Source organism: Saccharothrix luteola (assembly GCF_020859565.1).
Lineage (GTDB): Bacteria > Actinomycetota > Actinomycetes > Mycobacteriales > Pseudonocardiaceae > Actinosynnema > Actinosynnema luteola.
Window position 1 is genome coordinate 1 of sequence record NZ_JAJHUO010000015.1, and the last position, 17072, is coordinate 17072.

Genomic DNA, 17072 nt, shown 5'->3' on the forward strand with positions numbered 1-17072 from the left:
CGTTCGACATCGCGCTGTGGGACCTCAAGGCCAGACGCGCGAACCTGCCGTTGGCGAAGTTGCTCGGCGCGCACCGCGACTCCGTGCGCTGCTACGACACCTCCGGCGGCTTCCTGCACGAGACCGTCGAGCAGATCAAGGACAACGCCACCCGCACGCTGGAGTCCGGCGTCGGCGCGATCAAGATCAAGGTGGGCCTGCCGGACCGGTCGGAGGACCTGCGCCGGGTCGCCGCCGTCCGCGAGCACCTCGGCGACGGCGTGCCGTTGATGGTCGACGCCAACCAGCAGTGGGACCGCCCCACCGCCCAGCGGGTCGGCCGGGCGCTGGAGGAGTTCGACCTGGTCTGGATCGAGGAGCCACTGGACGCCTACGACGTCGAGGGGCACGCGGAGCTGGCCCGGTCGCTGACCACGGCGGTCGCCTCCGGCGAGATGCTCACCAGCGTCGCCGAGCACTACGAGCTGATCCGCGCCGGCGCCGTGGACGTGCTGCAACCGGACGCGCCCCGGGTCGGCGGGATCACCCAGTTCCTCACGCTCGCCACCCTCGCCGACCACCACCACCTCCAGTTGGCGCCCCACTTCGCCATGGAGATCCACGTCCACCTCGCCGCCGCCTACCCCCGCGAACCCTGGGTGGAGCACTTCGACTGGCTGCACCCCCTGTTCAACGAACGCCTGGAGACCCGGGACGGGCGCATGCACCTGTCCGACCGGCCGGGGCTCGGCATCACCCTCGCCGACCAGACCCGCGCCTGGACCGTCGAGACGGCCGCGGTCGACGCGCCCCGGTGACGCGGGCGAACGCCAGGTGAACGCGGTCCTGGCCGGTTTCGCCACCCTCGTCGCGGTGATCGCGGTCGGTTGGATCGCCGGCCGCGCCCGCGTCCTGGGCGAGGGCGCGGCCGGTGTGCTGTCCCGGCTGTCGTACTTCATCGCGACGCCGGCGCTGCTGCTGCTCACCCTCGCCGAGGCGGACCCGGCCGTGCTGCTGTCGACCACGCTGGTCGCCACGGCGGGCAGCGCGGTGGCGTGCGCCCTGCTCTACCTCGCCGTCGCGCGGTGGCGGTGGCAGCCGGGCGCCGGTCACCTCGCCACCGGCGCGCTCGCCTCGTCCTACGTCAACGCGGGCAACCTCGGCGTCGCCATCGCCGTGTACGTGCTCGGCGACGCCTCGCTCGTGGCCCCGGTCCTGCTGTTCCAGGTGCTGGTCCTGGCGCCGATCGGGCTGACCGTGCTGGCCGCGTCACGCGATCCCGGCCAGGGGGCACCGTCCCGCACACGACTGCTGACCCAGCCGCTGCGCACGCCCCTGGTGATCGGCTGCGCCCTCGGCCTGGCGCTCGCCGCGGTCGGCCGGCTGCCGCCCGCGCCGGTGCTGCGGCCGGTCGAGCTCCTCGCCGACCTCGCCGTGCCGGCCGCCCTGCTCGCCTACGGCGCGAGCCTGCACGGCGCGCCACGCCCGGCGTCCGGCGGCACGGCCGGCCAGGTGTGGCTGGTCGTGGTGCTGAAGACGGTGGTGCAGCCCGCGTTGGCCTACGCCCTCGGTCGTTGGGTGGTCCGCCTGGACGACCCGGCACTGCTGGCCGTCACCATCGCCTCGGCGCTGCCCACCGCGCAGAACGTGTTCGTCTACGCCACGGCCTACGACCGGGGCGCCGAACTCGCCCGCGACGTCGTGCTGCTCACCACCATCCTCTCGGTGCCGGTCCTGACCGGCCTCGCCATCGTGCTCGGCTGAGCTTCAGCGCAATGGCTTCACCGAGGACGCCACGACGAGCGGCGCGAGCTGGACCCAGTCGACGTTCGGGCCCCAGGCGGCGGGGTTGCCGAACGTGAGCGCGCCGTCGTCGGTGACCAGGTCGATCGGCGAGGTCTCCGGCCAGAAGCCGTCCCAGGTGTAGTTGTGGCGGTACGGCGCGCTCGTGGCGTGGCCGCCTTCCTCGGTGGCGACGAGCGTCCGGGTGATGGTGTCGGTGTTGTACGGGTGCCCGGTGTTCTTCTCGGCCTGCGCGTAGGCGACGGTCAGGTTGTACTGGCCGGCCCCGAACGCCGCCGGGCGATCGACGGTCAGCGTGCCGCCGTTGCCCAGCCGGCCGACGTACGAGCCCCCGGAGGCCCACGGCCCGGAGGTCACCACCGCTCCCCCGGCGAGCCGACCGGACTCGGCTTCGACGCGGACCGCACGGCCGTCGGACCCGGCGTCGCGCACGGAGGTCAGCGTGCCGAGCACGAGCGGTGTGCGGCTCTCGTTCGACAGGACGACCTCCGTGATGCCCGCCTTGAGGTGCGCCGTGACGCGGCCCGACCACGCGCCGGCCCGGTCGGCGGTCAGGTCGGGCACCCGTCGTCCGGACAGCGCGAGGCCGAGCGCGCTGCGGCCGGCACCGAGCCACGTGGTGGACAGCTCGTAGTAGCCGTCCTCGGCGGCGGACACGTACGTGGCCACGGTGTCACCGGGGCCGAGGACGACCGCGCCGGGTGCGGCGACCTGGACCGCGCGGGCGCCGCGGTCGACCGTGCCACCGGACCGGCGCGACTCGGTGAGCGGGTAGACCGTCCTCTCGGGACCGGTGACCTCGGTCAGGTCGAACCGGTCCAGCGTGATGTCGGACGGGCCGCCGAGGAAGCCGTCGGGGCCGCTGGTGCGCAACGAGACGCGGTGCCTGCCCGCGGTGAGCGCGATCGCCGTGTCGAGCCGGCCGCGGTAGACCCAGTTCAGCGTCGCCGGGAACGTCAGGTCGCCCACGTGCGCGTCGTCGACGTACAGCGCCTGCCGGCCGACGACCCCGCCGGTGCCGTAGAACACCCCGAGCCGGTACGTGCCGTCACGCGGCACGTCCACGTCGACCGTGACGCGCGAGGCGGGGTCCTTCATGGAGCCGACGTCCTTGCGGCCCGACGTGGTGTAGCGCTGGGCCATGTCGGGCGAGCCCGAGCCGTCGTCCTGGGTGACGACGACGGCGTGCTCGACCGTGCCGGACTCGGCTTCGTGGCTCGCCTGCCACGGCGCGTCGGCGGCGGGCGGGGCGCCGGGGCCCGCCCTGGTGACCACGACCTGGTAGGCGGCCAGCGGGTCGCCGCCGGGCACCGCGATCGTCGCCTTGCCGTCGACCACGCGGACGCGCGCCGCGCTGACGACGGACGGCTGTCCGGCGTCACCCTCGTAGCCCGACCAGGTGGTCTTGGCGACCCGCACGTCGACCCGGTCGCCGAACACCCGCCGGTCCAGGCCCGTCACGGCGACGTCCACCGCGTCCGCCGTCCCGCCGAGCAGGACGGTCGCCTTGGCGTCGCCCCGGTCGTAGGCGGCCAGGCCCTGCAACGTGTCCCTGGTGCTCGGCCGCGGGGGCGTGACGCGGACCGTGTCGCCGGACAGGTCGGCGTACCACTTCGTCAGCCACCAGCCGCCGTTGGCGCGGCCGGCGCGCACGGCGTGGTCGCTGAGGTTGCCCGCCATCGTCCAGAACGCCATCTGGCCGTCCACCTTGGTCTCCTCCAGCATGGCGATCCACTGGACCAGCTGGCCGGGCACGGAGGTGTCACGCCGGTTGGAGTACTCGTTGATGTTGATCGGCCGCGGCGCGATGCCGAGTTCCCGTTCCAGGTTCCGGTAGTCCTCGTAGTGCTCGCGGTAGGTGGTCAGGGAGTCGGGGCCCAGCTCGTGCCAGGTGACGATGTCGGGCAGCACGTCGTCGGCCTTGGCGTGGGCGAGCAGGTCACGCAGGTGGTCCGGGCGGTACCGCGTCTCGCCGGGGCCGGTGATGCGGGCATCGGGCAGCACGGACTTCACCAGCCGGTAGACCCTGGTCCAGTCGGCCAGGAACTCGTCCTTGTCCGCAGCCCAGTCCCCGTACCAGATCCAGTCCGGCTCGTTGAAGATCGTCCACACGAACCGGTCGCGGTCCGGCCGTGCGGCGACCTTCTCCAACTGGGGCCGCAACCGCGCGATGTAGTCGTCGATCCCCAGGTCCTGGTAGGGCCATGCGCTGTACACGTCCTGCGCGTAGATGTGCACGTCGGTGCCTCCGGCCGCGAAGTACCCGTCCGCGACCTGCAACGCGTCGCCGTTGGGGTGCTGCTCGCCGTCCGGCGCCTTCTGCGAGACCGTGCGCGGGCGCATGCCGGCGATGAGGTCGTGCGACGGGACGCCGGGGTCGCCGAGGCCGTAGAGGATGCCGGTGGCGCCGCCGTGGAACGCGCCCGTCGGCGAGTCCAGGTCGACGCGCAACGTCTCGGCCGACGACCTCCGCGCCGAGACCGCGGTCGAGGTGCCGAGGACCATCGCGGCGGCCATCGTGCCCGCCAGGAAGGGGTGTCGCATCAACGCTCCTTTTGTCACTTGACGGCGCCGCTGGTGATGCCGGAGATGATCCGTCGCTGCGCGACCGCCAGGACGGCGACCAGCGGCAGGCTCATCGAGATCACGTAGGCGAAGATCAGGTGCCGGTTGTCGAGGTGCAGGCCGGCACTGGCGACCCGGAACAGGTTGAGCGGCAACGTGTCAAGCCTCCCGCCGACCACGAAGAACGCGTGGAAGACGTCGTTCCACACGTAGAGGCAGATGAGGATGGTGGCGGTCGCCGGCACCGGCCGCAGCATCGGCAGGACGACGCGGCGGAACACCGTGACCGGGCCCGCGCCGTCGAGCTGGGCGGCCTCCTCCAGCGACACCGGGATCGTCCGCACGAACCCGGTGACGAAGAAGATCACCGTGGACAGGTGGATGCCGAGGTAGACCCCGATCATGCCGCCCGCGCTGCCCGCCAGGCCGAGTTGGCGCAGCAGCAGCACCACCGTGACGGCGGCCGGCGGCAGCACGATCCCGCTGATCCCCAACGCGTACAGCACCGCGGTGAGCCGGGTGGCACGGCGGGCCAGGACCCACGCGGCCATCGACCCGAAGACCAGCACGCCGAAGACCGTGGGCACGACCACGACCAGGCTGCCCAGGAACGCGGCCGGCACCTCGCCGTCGCCCCAGACCGTCTTCAGGTTCTCCAGAAGCTGCCACTCGGTCGGCAGCGAGAGGTCGGGCGTGAGCGCCTCGCCCTGCGACTTGCCGGCCGTCACCGCCACCAGCCACAGCGGGATCCCGATGAGGCTCACCACGAGCGCCGTCACGACGAACGGTTGCAGCCTGCACGCCGCGAGGCCGAGCGCGAGCGCCGCCGCGGAGGCGACGCGGATCCATCCGTTCATCGTGCTGTTCCTCCGGTGGGTGGGGTGGCCGGTCCTCGTCCTCCGCCTGGTGCGATCCGGAAGAGCCGCGCGGAGGCGGTGTCGTGGTGCGCGGGAGCCAGGGTGAGCGAACCCGTGCCCTGGTCCCAGGAATGGCTCCACGCGGGCAGCTCACGTGGGTAGAGCACGTCGACGTCGACCGACCTGCCGCGCAGGTGCGGCAGGGACAGCGTCACGTCCGGGCCCGCGCCGTCGCGCCGCCACACGGCCAGGTGCGTGACGTCACCGGACCTGAGGCCCAGGCTGAGCCACGGATCGCTCCACGCGGGCAGCCCCAGCGGCCACACCGGCGCCGCCACCGCCAGGTCCGCGCGGATCTCCCGGAACACCCGCACCGCGTCGCGCACGGACCGCAGCCGGCCGGGGTCCATGAGGTCCAGCCGCCCCGACAGGTAGAGCCGGCCGAGCATCCCCGTGCACACGGTGTAGGCGAACAGCTCCTCCGCCATGTCCGGTTGGGGGTAGGCCCAGCTCGCCGACTGCTCCGGGAGGACCGACATCGGCGCCGACACCGCGATCGGCGGGTAGCGCAGGGGGTCCTGCTGGTCGCTGGTGGATTGCAGCTGCATCCGGGACAGCAGCGCGTAATCCATGCGCATCGCGCCGGACGCGCAGTTCTCCAGGATCAGGTCGGGGTGCCGGTCCAGGAGCCGGTCCAGCCACTCCAGGTGGGCCCGGTTGTGCGCGAGCAGGCCCGCGCCCGCGCTGTCGGCGGCGAAGTCCGTACCAGTGCCCGGGTCGACGTTGTAGTCGAGCTTGAAGTAGCCGACGCCGAGGTCCTCGACCAGCCGGTCGACCACGTCGTCCAGGTGCGCGACCGCGCTCGGGTGGCGCAGGTCGAGCACGTACCGGTCGTGCTCGACCAGCCGGACGCCGCCGCGTTGGAGGAACGCGGCGGCCGGGAGCTTGTCGGCCATCGGGCTGCGCACCCCGATCACCTCCGGCTCCAGCCACAGGCCGGGCACCATGCCGCGCTCCCGGATGCGGGTGAGCACCTCGGCGATGCCGCGCGGGAACCTGGTCTCCGACGGCCGCCACTCGCCGACGGCGTCCCACCAGCTCGTGCCGTTGTCGTACCAGCCCGCGTCGACGCAGAACACCTCCGCGCCGACGTCGGCGGCGGCGTCGACCAGCGGCAGCAGCTTCGCCGTGGTCGGATCGCCCATCAGCGTGTTCATGTAGTCGTTGAACACCACCGGCAGGGCGGACCGGTCGGGGTGCGGGCGGACGAGCTCACGCCGGTGGGCGGTCAGCGCGGCGACCGCACCGTCCACACCGGACTCCGACACGGCCACCGACACGGGCACGGTGGTGAACGCCTCGCCGGGCAGCAGGAAGTGCTGCCACTGGTGGTCGACGTCCGTCGGCCCGAGCAACGCCACGTACGCGCCGTCCAGCCGTTCACCGACCTCCCACCGCCACGCGCCGTTGTGCTCCACCTGCCACAGCCACGCCTGACCGGTCCGGCGGTCCGCGAGCCCCGCCGTCGGCAGGTGCGTGCCGGTGGACCACGTGCCCGTGCTCACGGCGGCGAACCGACCCCGACCTGGTTGGCCGTGCAACCGGAGGTTGAGGTCGGGGGTCACGCCGTCGCGCAGCGGGTGGCGCGTCCACCGGCCCTCGCCCAGCCACTCGCTCTCGCCGCGCAGCAGCTCGACGTCGCCGACCTCGGCGCCGGGGAAGCCCGCGGCGAACGACGTGACGCCGTGCAGCAGCACCGGGACGTCACCCCGGTTGGTCACGGTGGTGCGGACCTGGCAGGCCGCGACGCCGTCGACCGACCGGAACGTCGTCCGCGCGAGCAGCCCGGTCCGCTCGTCGCGCACGTCCACGTGCAGCTCGCTCCACTTGCCGTCCCGCGTGCGGGCGGAGCCGGCGTAGACCATGCGCGCGCCGAGCGCGGTGTCGGAGAACCGGTGCGAGGCGCGGGCCCGGCCCTCGCCGGCGACCATCAGCTCCACCAGCGGCTGCGTCGCCCTGGGGTGCTCGGCCCGCGGCCCGGCGGCCAGCGTGCGGACGCCGACCGGGCCGTCCGGGGACACGTCCACGACGAGTTCCAACGCCGAATGGCCCCAGACCACACTCGTGGCGGACTCCGATGAGATCACGGTTCTCCCTGTCGTGGGTTCGGCGGCAGGCCGGCATCCGTGCTGATCAAGGTCATGTGACCGGTCACATGACGACGCCGAGTGTGACCGGTCACACGAACAGGCGAAAAGACCGCGTTATCTTGTTGTTACCGACATCGCGGTGGACGGGTTCTCAACGACCGGGCGGCGGGGCGGTCGACTCGCGGACCACGAGGGACGGCGCCGCGAGGTCGACGGCGGGCCGCGGCACGCCGGCCACCTCGGCCACCAGCGCCGCCAGGCACGCACGGCCCAGCGCCACGAAGTCCATCCGGACCGTGGTGAGCGCGGGCGTCCAGTAGGCCGCGCCGGGCACGTCGTCGAAGCCGATGATGCTGACGTCGCCCGGGACGTCCCGGCCGGCTTCGTGCAGGGCGCGGCGGACCGCCATCGCGGTGTCGTCGTTGCCGCACAGGATCGCGGTGACGCCCGGGTCGGCCGCCAGCCGCCGTCCCGCGAGGTAGGCCGACCGCACGTCCCACTCGACGGGCACCACCGGCGGCACCGGCGCGCCCACCTCCCGCAGCGCGTCGCGCCACCCGCTCTGGCGGGCGCTCGTGCCGGTCTCCGACGGGATCGCGACGTGGTGCACCGTGCGGTGGCCCAAGGACAACAGGTATGCGGTCGCGTCGGCGGCGGCCTGCCGTTCGTCCAGGAAGATCATGGCCCGCCCGGTGCCGGTCAGGCCACCCGCCTCGGTCGCGGCCACGGCGGGCACGGCGGCGGGCAGCGCACGCAGGACGCCCGCGCCGGCGGCGTCGAAGGCGATCACGACGATGCCGCCCGCGTTGGGATCGCTCACGTACTCGACCGCGTGCCGGACGTCCGCGGGGCGGTTCGACTCGACCACCCTGACGCCGACCGCGAGCCCTTTCAGGCGTGCGGCTTCCTCGATGCCCCGCAACGTGGCCGCGTACCCGTAGAGCGTGGTGTCGGCGATGACCACCGTCACCGCGCCGGCCCGGCCCGAGCCCAGCGCCCGGGCGGCCCGGTTGGGCCGGTACCCGAGCCGCTCGATCACGTCGAGCACCTGCCGGCGGGTGCCGGGGTTGACGTTGGGCGACTCGTTGAGCACGCGTGACACGGTCTGGTACGAGACGCCCGCGGCCGCCGCCACGTCGCGGATGCTGGGCGCGGCCTCCCGCCCGCGCTTCCGAGCGGGCACGCCGGGAGATCGTCCTGTCACCCCGTCATCGTGATCGCCTCCGACGACCACGTCAAAACCTCGTCGAGGGGTCGCTCGCGGCGGCCTCGGCTCAGGGGTGGCGGCTGAACCAGCCGAGCACGAGCCGCGCGACCTCGTCGGGCCGGTCGAGGTGCATGAAGTGGCCGGCGTCGGGCAGGACCCGCACCGAGGACCCTTCCGCGAGGCCGGTGGCGGCGTCGGCGAAGTGCTCCGGCGCGATGCAGCCGTCGTCCTCGCCGGCGAGGACGAGCATCGGGACGTCGGCCGGCGCCTCGGTCCTGGCGGCCAGGGCGGCGAGGTCCGGGTCGTGCAGCGACCGGTCGAAGTTGCTGCGGTAGATCCGCAGGACGTTGCGCAGCACGGCCGGGTCGCCGTACATCGCGTGCACGCGGGCGCGGTGCTCGCCGGGGTCGAGGCCGGGCGACCAGGTGGACCACAGGTAGTCGACCAGGCCGCGGTCGCTTTCCAGCACCGACTCGGCGACACCGGGCACCTGGAACAGCCACAGGTAGAAGAACCGTTGCTGCTGCGCGGGATCGCGGAGCACCGGGCCCAGCGTCCTCGGCGGCGGCACGGCCATCGTGACCGCGTGCCGCACCCGATCCGGCCACGCCGCCGCCAGCCGACCCACCACGCCCGCGCCGACGTCGTGCCCGATCAGGTCGATCCCGGCGTCCGGGGACAGGGCCCGCGCGACCGCCTCCGCGTCGGCGGCGAGCGTGATGCCGTCGGCGTGGGTCATCCGGTCCGCGGTCGTCGGGTGGTGGCCGCGCAGGAACGGCGCCACCACCCGGCGGCCGGCGGCGACCAGGTGCTCGGCGAGCGGCCCGAACGTGGCCGGGTGGTCGGGGAACCCGTGCCAGCACACGACCACCGGCCCGTCGCCCGCCGCGAGCGCCGGGAAGTCGAGCCGATCGGTCTCGATCACGATCTCCTCGAAGTCCATGACCTCGAACCTAGCGCCGTGACCGGCGGGGACGGCGCCCACCGATGGGGTCGCGTGGAGCCCACCCACGCTCCCAGGTCCGCCGGCGGCACGGCCGGCCGGAGGTTCGGGGACTGTTCGTCCACCGCAACGGCGAACCGAGCTCGGGCCCCCTCGGGAAGCCCGGACCGCTCAGTCGCCGGGGTCGATCCACACGCCGCTCTGCCTCGAAGAGGTGCCTCCACCCTCGGACGTCTTCGAGCGGCCGGTGAAGAATTCGACGCCGGCGGCCACGAAGGAGCCGGCGAAGACGAGGGTGAGGAGGGTGAACAGGAGCCGGATCCACAGGACGTGCTGTATGGGCTCACCCGCGCCGTTCTCGATGCGGATCCCGCCCGCCGCGGTGAAGACGGCGAGGACCAGCAGGCCGACGCCGACCGCGATCATGACCACACCGCCCACGCGCTGCCCGATGCCCGGACCGGGCGACCGCTCCTCGGCCATGGCCACGACGCTACTCGGCCACCGACGTCCCGTGAACGCCTGACCGCGCGGTTCTACCGGATGTCGCAGACGCGCCACTAGCCGCGGACGGGCAGGCGCACGGTGACGTCCCGCAGCACCATCGCGCTCGGCGTGCGGCTGCCGTGCAGGAGGAACATGTCCGAGATCGGGGTGACGGTGAGGAACAGCGACTGGCCGGCCGGGACCGTCGCGGCGACCGCCGGCAGCTCGATCGTGCGGCGGGTGCCCGGGTTCAGGCTCGGCTCGCGGTGCGGCAGCACGTTGTTCTGGATCACCTTGGCGGTCAACGGCGACGTGCCGGCGCTGAGGGCGAAGAACGCGCGGCTGTCGAGGCCGAGCGTGCTGACGACGGCGTCGAGCGTCGGCGACCCGGCGACGGTGAGCGGGCCGTCCGCGATCTTGATCGCCTGGGGCAGGCCGACGCCGGCCGTGGTGACGATGTCCGGCAGGGCGGCGGTGGTGGTCGGCGCGACGGAGTCCACCGTGACGCAGCCGCCCTCGGCGGTCATGAGCTGGTAGCGGCCGTGGCCGGTGATCGTGCGCGGCGCGCCTTGCAGGTTCTCGGCCAGGAACCGCAGTTCGAGGTCGTCGTAGCCGCCGTGACTCGTGGAGCACGCGTCACCCGCGACGGCGTGCCCGGCGGGGATGGCGTTGGGCAGTGCGTGACCGCCGTTGTAGCCGATGAGCAGGCTGTTCGCGCGGGCACGCGGGGTCAGGGCGCGGTCGAAGTTGTCGATCGCCTGGTCGAGCGGGAACAGGTTGTCGCTGATGCCCTGGCGCAGCAGCACCGGGATGTCCAGCCGGCGGCCGGCGGCGACGTGGTGCGCCGGGCCGTTGTCGCGGAAGAACCCGTCCATGGTGGTGGGCCAGTTGCCGGTGAGCAGGCCCTCGGCGTAGCCGGCGTGCAGCGTCGAGGTGTGCGCGTCGAGCGCGGCGGCGTACAGGGCGGTGACCCACGTGGTGCGGACGACGTCGCGCGGGGCGAGGCTGTCGTTCAGCGAGTGCCAGGTGATCTGGGGCGCGAGGGCGTCGAACCGGGTGCGGCCGGTCTTCATGATCTCGGTGAACGCGCCCGCGAACTGGAAGCCGCCGCCGTAGGAGCCGCCGACGGCGCCGAGGACCGGGTCGCCCGGACCGCTCGTGCGGACCCAGTCCAGCGCGGCGACGTGGTCGATCACCCGGATGACGTCCTCGCCCTCGAACGCGGGATCCTCCACGTGCGCCTTGCCGCCGCTCTCGCCGAAACCGCGCTGGTCGATGCTGACCACGCCGAACCCCGCGTCCAGGTACCGCCGGAACGAGCCGGGCGCGGACGTGCGGCTGCCGCCCCAGCCGTGGCTGTGCAGGAGCACCGGCGCCCGGTGGTCGCGGGAGGCGGTGGCGGGCTTGAAGACGCTGACGCAGATGCTCACCGGTCCGGGCTCCAGCGGATCGGTCTCCGGCACGCTCGCGACGCAGACGTCCTCCGGCGCGGGGTGATCGGCGCTCGCGGCGGCGGGAGGGGTCACGGCGACGGCCGCGACGACGAGTGCGATCACCAGGCGCATCGGGTTCCTCCGGTCGATCAGGGCGCGTCGATCGCGCGGTGGGTCCAACGAGCGAGGGTGAAGATCGTCACGTTGCAGGTACCTTGTGCACAATTTAATCGGGTACTAGCTTTATGGCATCACCCCGCAAGACGAACCGAGGAGCACACGATGACCGGCCAGAACCCCACCGTCGTCCTGGTACACGGCGCGTTCGCCGACGGGTCCAGCTGGGCCGAGGTGATCGACCTGCTGCGGGCGCGTGGCGTGGAGGCGCTCGCGGTGAGCAACCCGTTGCGCGGGCTGGCGCACGACGGCGACTACGTGGCGAGCGTCGCCGGGCAGGTGGACGGGCCGGTCGTGCTGGTCGGCCACTCGTACGGCGGCCCGGTGATCACGCACGCCGCCACCAAGGCGCCGAACGCCAAGGCGCTGGTGTACGTGGCGTCGTTCGGCGTGGACAAGGGCGACAGCGCGTTGAGCTCGGTCGAGAGCTTCCCGCCGGTGGAGCTGAACACGTCGCTGGTGCCGCAGCAGTTCCCGGACGGCGACGGCAGCGACACGGAGTTCACGATCCGCCGTGACGCGTTCGCGAGCGTGTTCGCCGCCGACCTGCCGGACTCGGTCACCGCCACCGCGGCGGTCAGCCAGCGCCCGATCGCGGCCCGCGCCCTCGGCGAGCCGCTGTCCGTCGAGCCCGCGTGGAAGACCCTGCCGTCGTGGTTCGTGGTGGCGACCGCGGACAACGCCATCCACCCGGACTCGCAGCGCGCCGCCGCGGACCGGCTCGGCTCGACCACCGTCGAGGTGGAGGCCTCGCACGCCATCGCCCTCTCCCGCCCGACCGAGGTGGCCGACCAGATCCTCGCCGCCGTCACCGCCATCTCTTAACCCCCGCGCGTGTCGAACGCTCGCGTCCCGCGTGTCGAACCTCCAGGACCGGCGTGTCGAACCTTCAGGACCCGCGTGTCGAACCTCCAGGACCCCCGAGTTCTACGTTCAGGTTCGCCCCGGACCGCTCGGCCGTGTCCCGAACGTGGAATTCGGGGGTCCTGAGTGGACGACACGCGGGACGCGAGCGTTCGACACGCGGGGCCTGAGCGTTCGACACGCGGGACCGGGAGGTTCGACACGCGCGGTGGTGGAAGGATTTCGGGCATGCGGGTGTTGCTGGTGGAGGACGACGAGCCGATCGCCGAGTCCCTCACGCGGGGGTTGGCCAGGTACGGGTTCGACGTCGAGTGGGTGCGCACCGGGGCCGAGGCCCTGGCGGCGGAGCCGACCGACATCGTGCTGGTCGACCTCGGCCTGCCGGACATGGACGGGCTGGACGTGTGCCGGGAGCTGCGCGCCCGCGGCGACGTGCCGATCATCGTGATCAGCGCGCGGGCCGACGAGACCGACCGCGTGGTCGGCCTGGAGATCGGCGCGGACGACTACGTGTCCAAGCCGTTCGGCGTCCGCGAGGTGATCGCCCGGATGCGCGCGGTGCTGCGGCGGGTCCGGCCCGCGCTGCCCCAACCCGACGCCACCCGGTCGCCCGACGCCCAGCCGAGCAGGCTCACGATCGACCGCCGGGCACGACGGGTGCACGTCGACGGCATCGAGATCACCCTGACGCCCAAGGAGTACGACCTGCTGGCGTTCCTCGCCGAAGCGCCCGGCGCGGTGTTCACCCGCGAGCAGATCATGGAGGCGGTGTGGGACGCCAACTGGTTCGGCCCGACCAAGACCCTCGACGTGCACGTGGGCGCGCTGCGCCGCAAGCTCGGTGACGCGGTCGCCGTGGAGACCGTGCGCGGAGTCGGGTTCCGGTTGGTGCTCACGTGATCCGCCAGCTGGTCGCGAGCTACGTGCTGCTGGTGCTGGTGGCGATCGCCGCGTTCACCGTCCCGGTGGCGTTCACGCTCACCGACCAGCTCTACCGCGACGAGGAGAACTCCGCCCGCCGGGAGGCGGAGACGGCCGCGCTGCTCCTCGCGCCCGGCGACGCGCCGTCCCGCCAGGCGCTGGCCCGCCTGGTCGAGGCCTACCAGCGGCAGACACCGGGCCGGTTGGACGTGCTGACCGCCGCACGCACCGCCGTCGACCCGCTGCCGCTGCCCGCCGCCACCGACGACCCCGCGTTCACCGAGGCGTTGAACGGCCGCGAGTCCCTGAGGTGGGGCGAGGCCGAGGCGCTCGGCGCGGAAGGCCTGGTGCTGGCCGTGCCCGCCAGGTCCCCGGACGGCGCGGTCGTCGGCGCGGTCCGGATCAGCTACCCGTCCGGTCCGCTGAGCACCCGGCTGTGGCAGATCTGGGGTTTCCGCGCCGCCCTGGCCGTCACGGTGCTGATCGCGGCGGCCGTGGTCGGCTTCTTGCTCGCCCGCCGGCTGACCCGCCCGCTGCGCGAGCTCAACCGGATGGCGGGCAGGCTGCGCGACGGTGACCTCACCGCGCGGGTCGAGGAGACCGGCCCGCCGGAGACCCGGACCCTCGCCGGCACCCTCAACACCGCGACGGAGACCATCGGCACCCTCGTCGGCTCGCAGCGCGCGTTCATCGGCGACGCCTCCCACCAGCTCCGCACTCCCCTCACCGCGCTGCGCCTGTCGCTGGACAACATCGCCGACGGCGTGGACGACCCGTACGTGCGCGAGGACGTCGACCACGCCACCGCCGAGGTGGTGCGGATGAGCAGGCTGGTCAACGGCCTGCTCACGCTCGCCAGGGCCGAGTCCACCGTGGCCACCCCGGAACCCGTCCGGATCGGCGACGTGGTGGCGGGCCGGTTCGACACCTGGCGGGCCGCCGCCGAGGAGCGCGGCATCCGGCTCCGGCACGACGCCGCCGACCCCGACCTGCGCGCCCTGACCGGGCACGGTCACCTGGAGCAGGTGCTGGACAACGTGCTGTCCAACGCGCTCGCCGTCTCACCGGACCACGCCGCGATCACCGTGGTGAGCAGGCGGGAAGGCCGCAAGGCGGTGATCGAGGTGGTCGACCGGGGTCCGGGCCTGCCGGCCGCCGACCGCGAGCGCGCGTTCGACCGGTTCTGGCGCGGCCCGGGGCTGACGGGCCGCTCCGGCTCGGGCCTCGGGCTCGCGATCGTCAAGCAGCTGGTGTCCGACGACGGCGGGTCGGCGAGCCTGCACGAGGGCGAGCACGGAGGGCTGTGCGTGCGGATCGTGCTGCGGGCACCCTGAGCGCAGTGCGCCCGGTCAGTGCGCCCGGTCAGTGCGCTTCGGGCATGGCCGACGAGTGGTGGTTGACGATCAGCCACTTGCCGTCGACGCGCTCGTAGGCGAACGTGTAGCGGGCGTCGACCTGCGTGCCGTTCGCGGCCAGGGTGAAGCGGTAGACGCCCGCGTCGATCGCCGTGTCCGGGCCGAGCACCGCCACGTGCGACTCCAGGATCTCGCCGCTGGGCTTGTTGGCCAGGAAGTGCTCGAAGTAGTCCACGATCTCGGCGCGGTCGGAGCGGACGTTGTCCGACAACGTCGGCAGCAGCACGGCGTCCGGCGCGTAGAGATCGGCGACCTGCTGCGGGTCGCCGGTGGCCAGCGCGCGGTTCCAGGTGTCGAACAGCGCCTCGACCTCCTGCGTGGACGGCCCGGCGACGGCGGTGGTGGCAGGGGCGGTGGTCGGTTGCTCGTTGCCTGAGGCCGTGCCGCACGCGGTCAGCGTGACGGCCAGGGCCACCGCGGTGATCGCTCCGGAACAGGTGCGGCCAACGTTGCTCATCGTCATCTCCTGCGGGTGGTGCGGATGTCGCGTTCCACTTTCGTGTGACGTGTGGAAGCGACAGCACAGGAGGAAGACAACGCCGGGTAAGGGTTCCGCCAAGAAAGCGGCGTGGCCGACCCGGGAGCCGGCCACGCCGTCGCCGGTCAGCCGACCTTGCCGACGCCCGCCCCGGCCATGACCGCGGCCTTCACGGTGTTCGGGTCGTCCAGCGTGTAGGAGTAGTAGTCGCGCGGCTCCTGCACGCTGCCGCTGCAGTCGGGCTGACCCGACTCACCGGCGAACACGTTGTTCCGCGCCACGCACCGCCCGCCGGGACCGGCGTAGTTGTTGCTCACCGGCTCCTCGACGTCCTCGAAGTAGTTGCCCTCGACGACGCAGCCCGAGTCCGCCTGGCACGCCACGCCGACGTCGGTGTTGTAGAGGTAGTAGTTGTTGAACACGTGCACCGGCTCGCCGAACCGGACGCGCGGGTTGCGCTGCGGCGTCCTGTCGAACCAGTTGTGGTGATAGGTCACCTTGAGCCGGCCGACGTCCTGCGCGCCGTTGCCGTCGTCGTGGCCCAACAGCATGTTCTTGCTGTGGTTGTGGGTGTGGTTCCACGAGACGGTGACGTAGCTGGAGCCGCGCTTGATGTCGATCGCGCCGTCGTACCCGTTCGACAGGTCGTTGTGGTCGATCCACACGTGGTGGGAGAACATCTGCACGTTGATCGCGTCGTCGGCCCAGTCGCGGAACACGAGGTTGCGGACGATGACGTTGCGCACCGCGTCGGCTGGCGGCGAGGTGACGTTCGAGACCGGCAGGCCGATGTTCAGCCCGCCGCCGGTGAGACCGGAGGCCGACCCGATGCCGACGATCGTCTTGTCCGACGTGACGTCGTGCATCGGCCCGGGCAGCGCGATCATGCCGCGCACGCAGATGTTCAGCGGTCCGACCTGGGCGATGGCGGCCAGGAACTCCGCCGCCGTGTCGACCTCGATCGTGGGACCGCCGGCGCCGCCGGTCGTGCCGCCCTGACCCCACGCGGTGACGGAGGCGAACCCCTGCGGACGCCCTGACGTGGCGCACGTGCCGGGTTGTTGCGAGGTGGTGGTCGTGGTCGTGGTGCTCGTCGGCCCGCCCGGTCCGGCCACGTCGGTCACCACCACGTCGTCGAACGTCGCCGACGCGTAGTAGGTCGCCAGGCCGATCCGGCCGCTGCCGAACGTGGTGTCGGTCGCCGTGACGACCTGCGCGCCGTCCACGAAACCGCGCAGCGTGCTGCCGAAGACCTCCAGCCGCACCGTGCGCCAGGTGCCGACGGCCACGGCGACCGGCGCGGTGGCCAGGGCGGTGTGCCCGCCGCCGACCCGCTTGCCGAGCACCGCGAAGCCTGCGTTGGACAGGGCCAGGTAGTAGTAGTTGCCGGTGTTCTGCACCCGGGCCGTCACGGCGACGTGCCGGTTCGAGCCGTTGAACGCGGTCGGCTTGACCCGAGCCTGCACCGACTGGCCGGACCACACCGTGCCCGCGGTCGCCCTGGCGTCGGCGCTGGTGCCGGACTGGCGCCAGGCGCGCGACCCGTCGGCGACCACCGTCCAGCTGCCGCCGCTCGAGCTCCAGCCGGTCGCGTTGCCGTCCTCGAAGTCGTCGTCGAACAACGTCGCGGCCGATGCCGAAGGCACCAGCAAAACCGCCACCGCGACCACGAACGCGCTCGCCACGGCGGCGAGCGACGCTAATCTGCCGTGCTTGCTCAAAGGAGCCTCCTGTGCTGAACCGGGCGTTCTGCGCCCGATTCCGCCGACCCTTCGGCGTTCACGGTGGTGAATG

14 protein-coding genes are annotated in these 17072 nt (G+C 72.8%); 5 read left to right on the forward strand and 9 right to left on the reverse strand.

Annotated features, from left to right (window positions below; translation table 11 throughout):
• Both LNK82_RS21090 and LNK82_RS21095 read left to right on the forward strand, forming a co-directional pair.
• A partial coding sequence (locus tag LNK82_RS21090) for a mandelate racemase/muconate lactonizing enzyme family protein (protein WP_230568754.1) occupies positions 1-797 on the forward strand: 797 nt, incomplete at its 5' end.
• A 16-nt stretch (positions 798-813) separates the two neighbouring features.
• Positions 814-1743, forward strand: coding sequence for an AEC family transporter (locus LNK82_RS21095; RefSeq protein ID WP_230568755.1), 930 nt, complete (start codon positions 814-816; stop codon positions 1741-1743).
• Between the two features lie 3 nt (positions 1744-1746).
• Here LNK82_RS21095 and LNK82_RS21100 read toward each other — a convergent pair whose 3' ends face one another.
• From LNK82_RS21100 to LNK82_RS21130, 7 genes are all read right to left on the reverse strand, one after another.
• On the reverse strand, positions 1747-4326 hold the full coding sequence (locus LNK82_RS21100; RefSeq protein ID WP_230568756.1) for a carbohydrate-binding protein: 2580 nt from the start codon (positions 4324-4326) through the stop codon (positions 1747-1749).
• A gap of 14 nt (positions 4327-4340) precedes the next feature.
• Entirely contained in the window at positions 4341-5204 is an 864-nt protein-coding gene (locus LNK82_RS21105) for a carbohydrate ABC transporter permease (protein ID WP_230568757.1), read from the reverse strand.
• Entirely contained in the window at positions 5201-7351 is a 2151-nt protein-coding gene (locus LNK82_RS21110; RefSeq protein ID WP_230568758.1) for a glycoside hydrolase family 36 protein, read from the reverse strand. The genes LNK82_RS21105 and LNK82_RS21110 overlap by 4 nt, the downstream gene beginning before the upstream one ends.
• Positions 7352-7505: 154 nt before the next feature.
• Entirely contained in the window at positions 7506-8537 is a 1032-nt protein-coding gene (locus LNK82_RS21115) for a LacI family DNA-binding transcriptional regulator (protein ID WP_230568759.1), read from the reverse strand.
• Positions 8538-8628: 91 nt separating this feature from the next.
• Positions 8629-9504 (reverse strand): alpha/beta fold hydrolase, encoded by an 876-nt coding sequence (locus LNK82_RS21120; RefSeq protein ID WP_230568760.1) that lies wholly within the window; start codon positions 9502-9504, stop codon positions 8629-8631.
• 171 nt (positions 9505-9675) lie between these two features.
• Complete coding sequence (locus tag LNK82_RS21125; RefSeq protein ID WP_230568761.1) at positions 9676-9987, reverse strand: hypothetical protein; 312 nt, start codon at positions 9985-9987, stop codon at positions 9676-9678.
• A 77-nt stretch (positions 9988-10064) separates the two neighbouring features.
• Complete coding sequence (locus LNK82_RS21130) at positions 10065-11555, reverse strand: alpha/beta fold hydrolase (RefSeq protein ID WP_230568762.1); 1491 nt, start codon at positions 11553-11555, stop codon at positions 10065-10067.
• Positions 11556-11705: 150 nt separating this feature from the next.
• Here LNK82_RS21130 and LNK82_RS21135 point away from each other — a divergent pair, with 150 nt between their 5' ends.
• The 3 genes from LNK82_RS21135 to LNK82_RS21145 all read left to right on the forward strand — a co-directional run bounded on the left by LNK82_RS21135 (position 11706) and on the right by LNK82_RS21145 (position 14719).
• The gene (locus LNK82_RS21135) at positions 11706-12425 is read left to right on the forward strand and encodes an alpha/beta fold hydrolase (protein ID WP_230568763.1); all 720 of its coding nucleotides are present in this window, start codon (positions 11706-11708) and stop codon (positions 12423-12425) included.
• A 267-nt stretch (positions 12426-12692) separates the two neighbouring features.
• Positions 12693-13364 carry a response regulator transcription factor gene (locus tag LNK82_RS21140; RefSeq protein WP_230568764.1) on the forward strand — a complete coding sequence of 224 codons (672 nt, stop codon included), beginning with the start codon at positions 12693-12695 and terminating at the stop codon, positions 13362-13364.
• A complete protein-coding gene (locus LNK82_RS21145) occupies positions 13361-14719 on the forward strand; it encodes a sensor histidine kinase (RefSeq protein WP_230568765.1) in 1359 nt (452 codons plus the stop codon). Before LNK82_RS21140 ends, LNK82_RS21145 begins: the two co-directional genes overlap by 4 nt.
• Before the next feature lie 28 nt (positions 14720-14747).
• On the opposite strand, the gene LNK82_RS21150 is transcribed toward LNK82_RS21145, so the two are convergent.
• The gene (locus tag LNK82_RS21150; RefSeq protein ID WP_230568766.1) at positions 14748-15257 is read right to left on the reverse strand and encodes an SgcJ/EcaC family oxidoreductase; all 510 of its coding nucleotides are present in this window, start codon (positions 15255-15257) and stop codon (positions 14748-14750) included.
• Between the two features lie 146 nt (positions 15258-15403).
• Complete coding sequence (locus LNK82_RS21155; protein WP_230568767.1) at positions 15404-16999, reverse strand: pectate lyase family protein; 1596 nt, start codon at positions 16997-16999, stop codon at positions 15404-15406.
• Positions 17000-17072 lie beyond the last annotated feature (73 nt).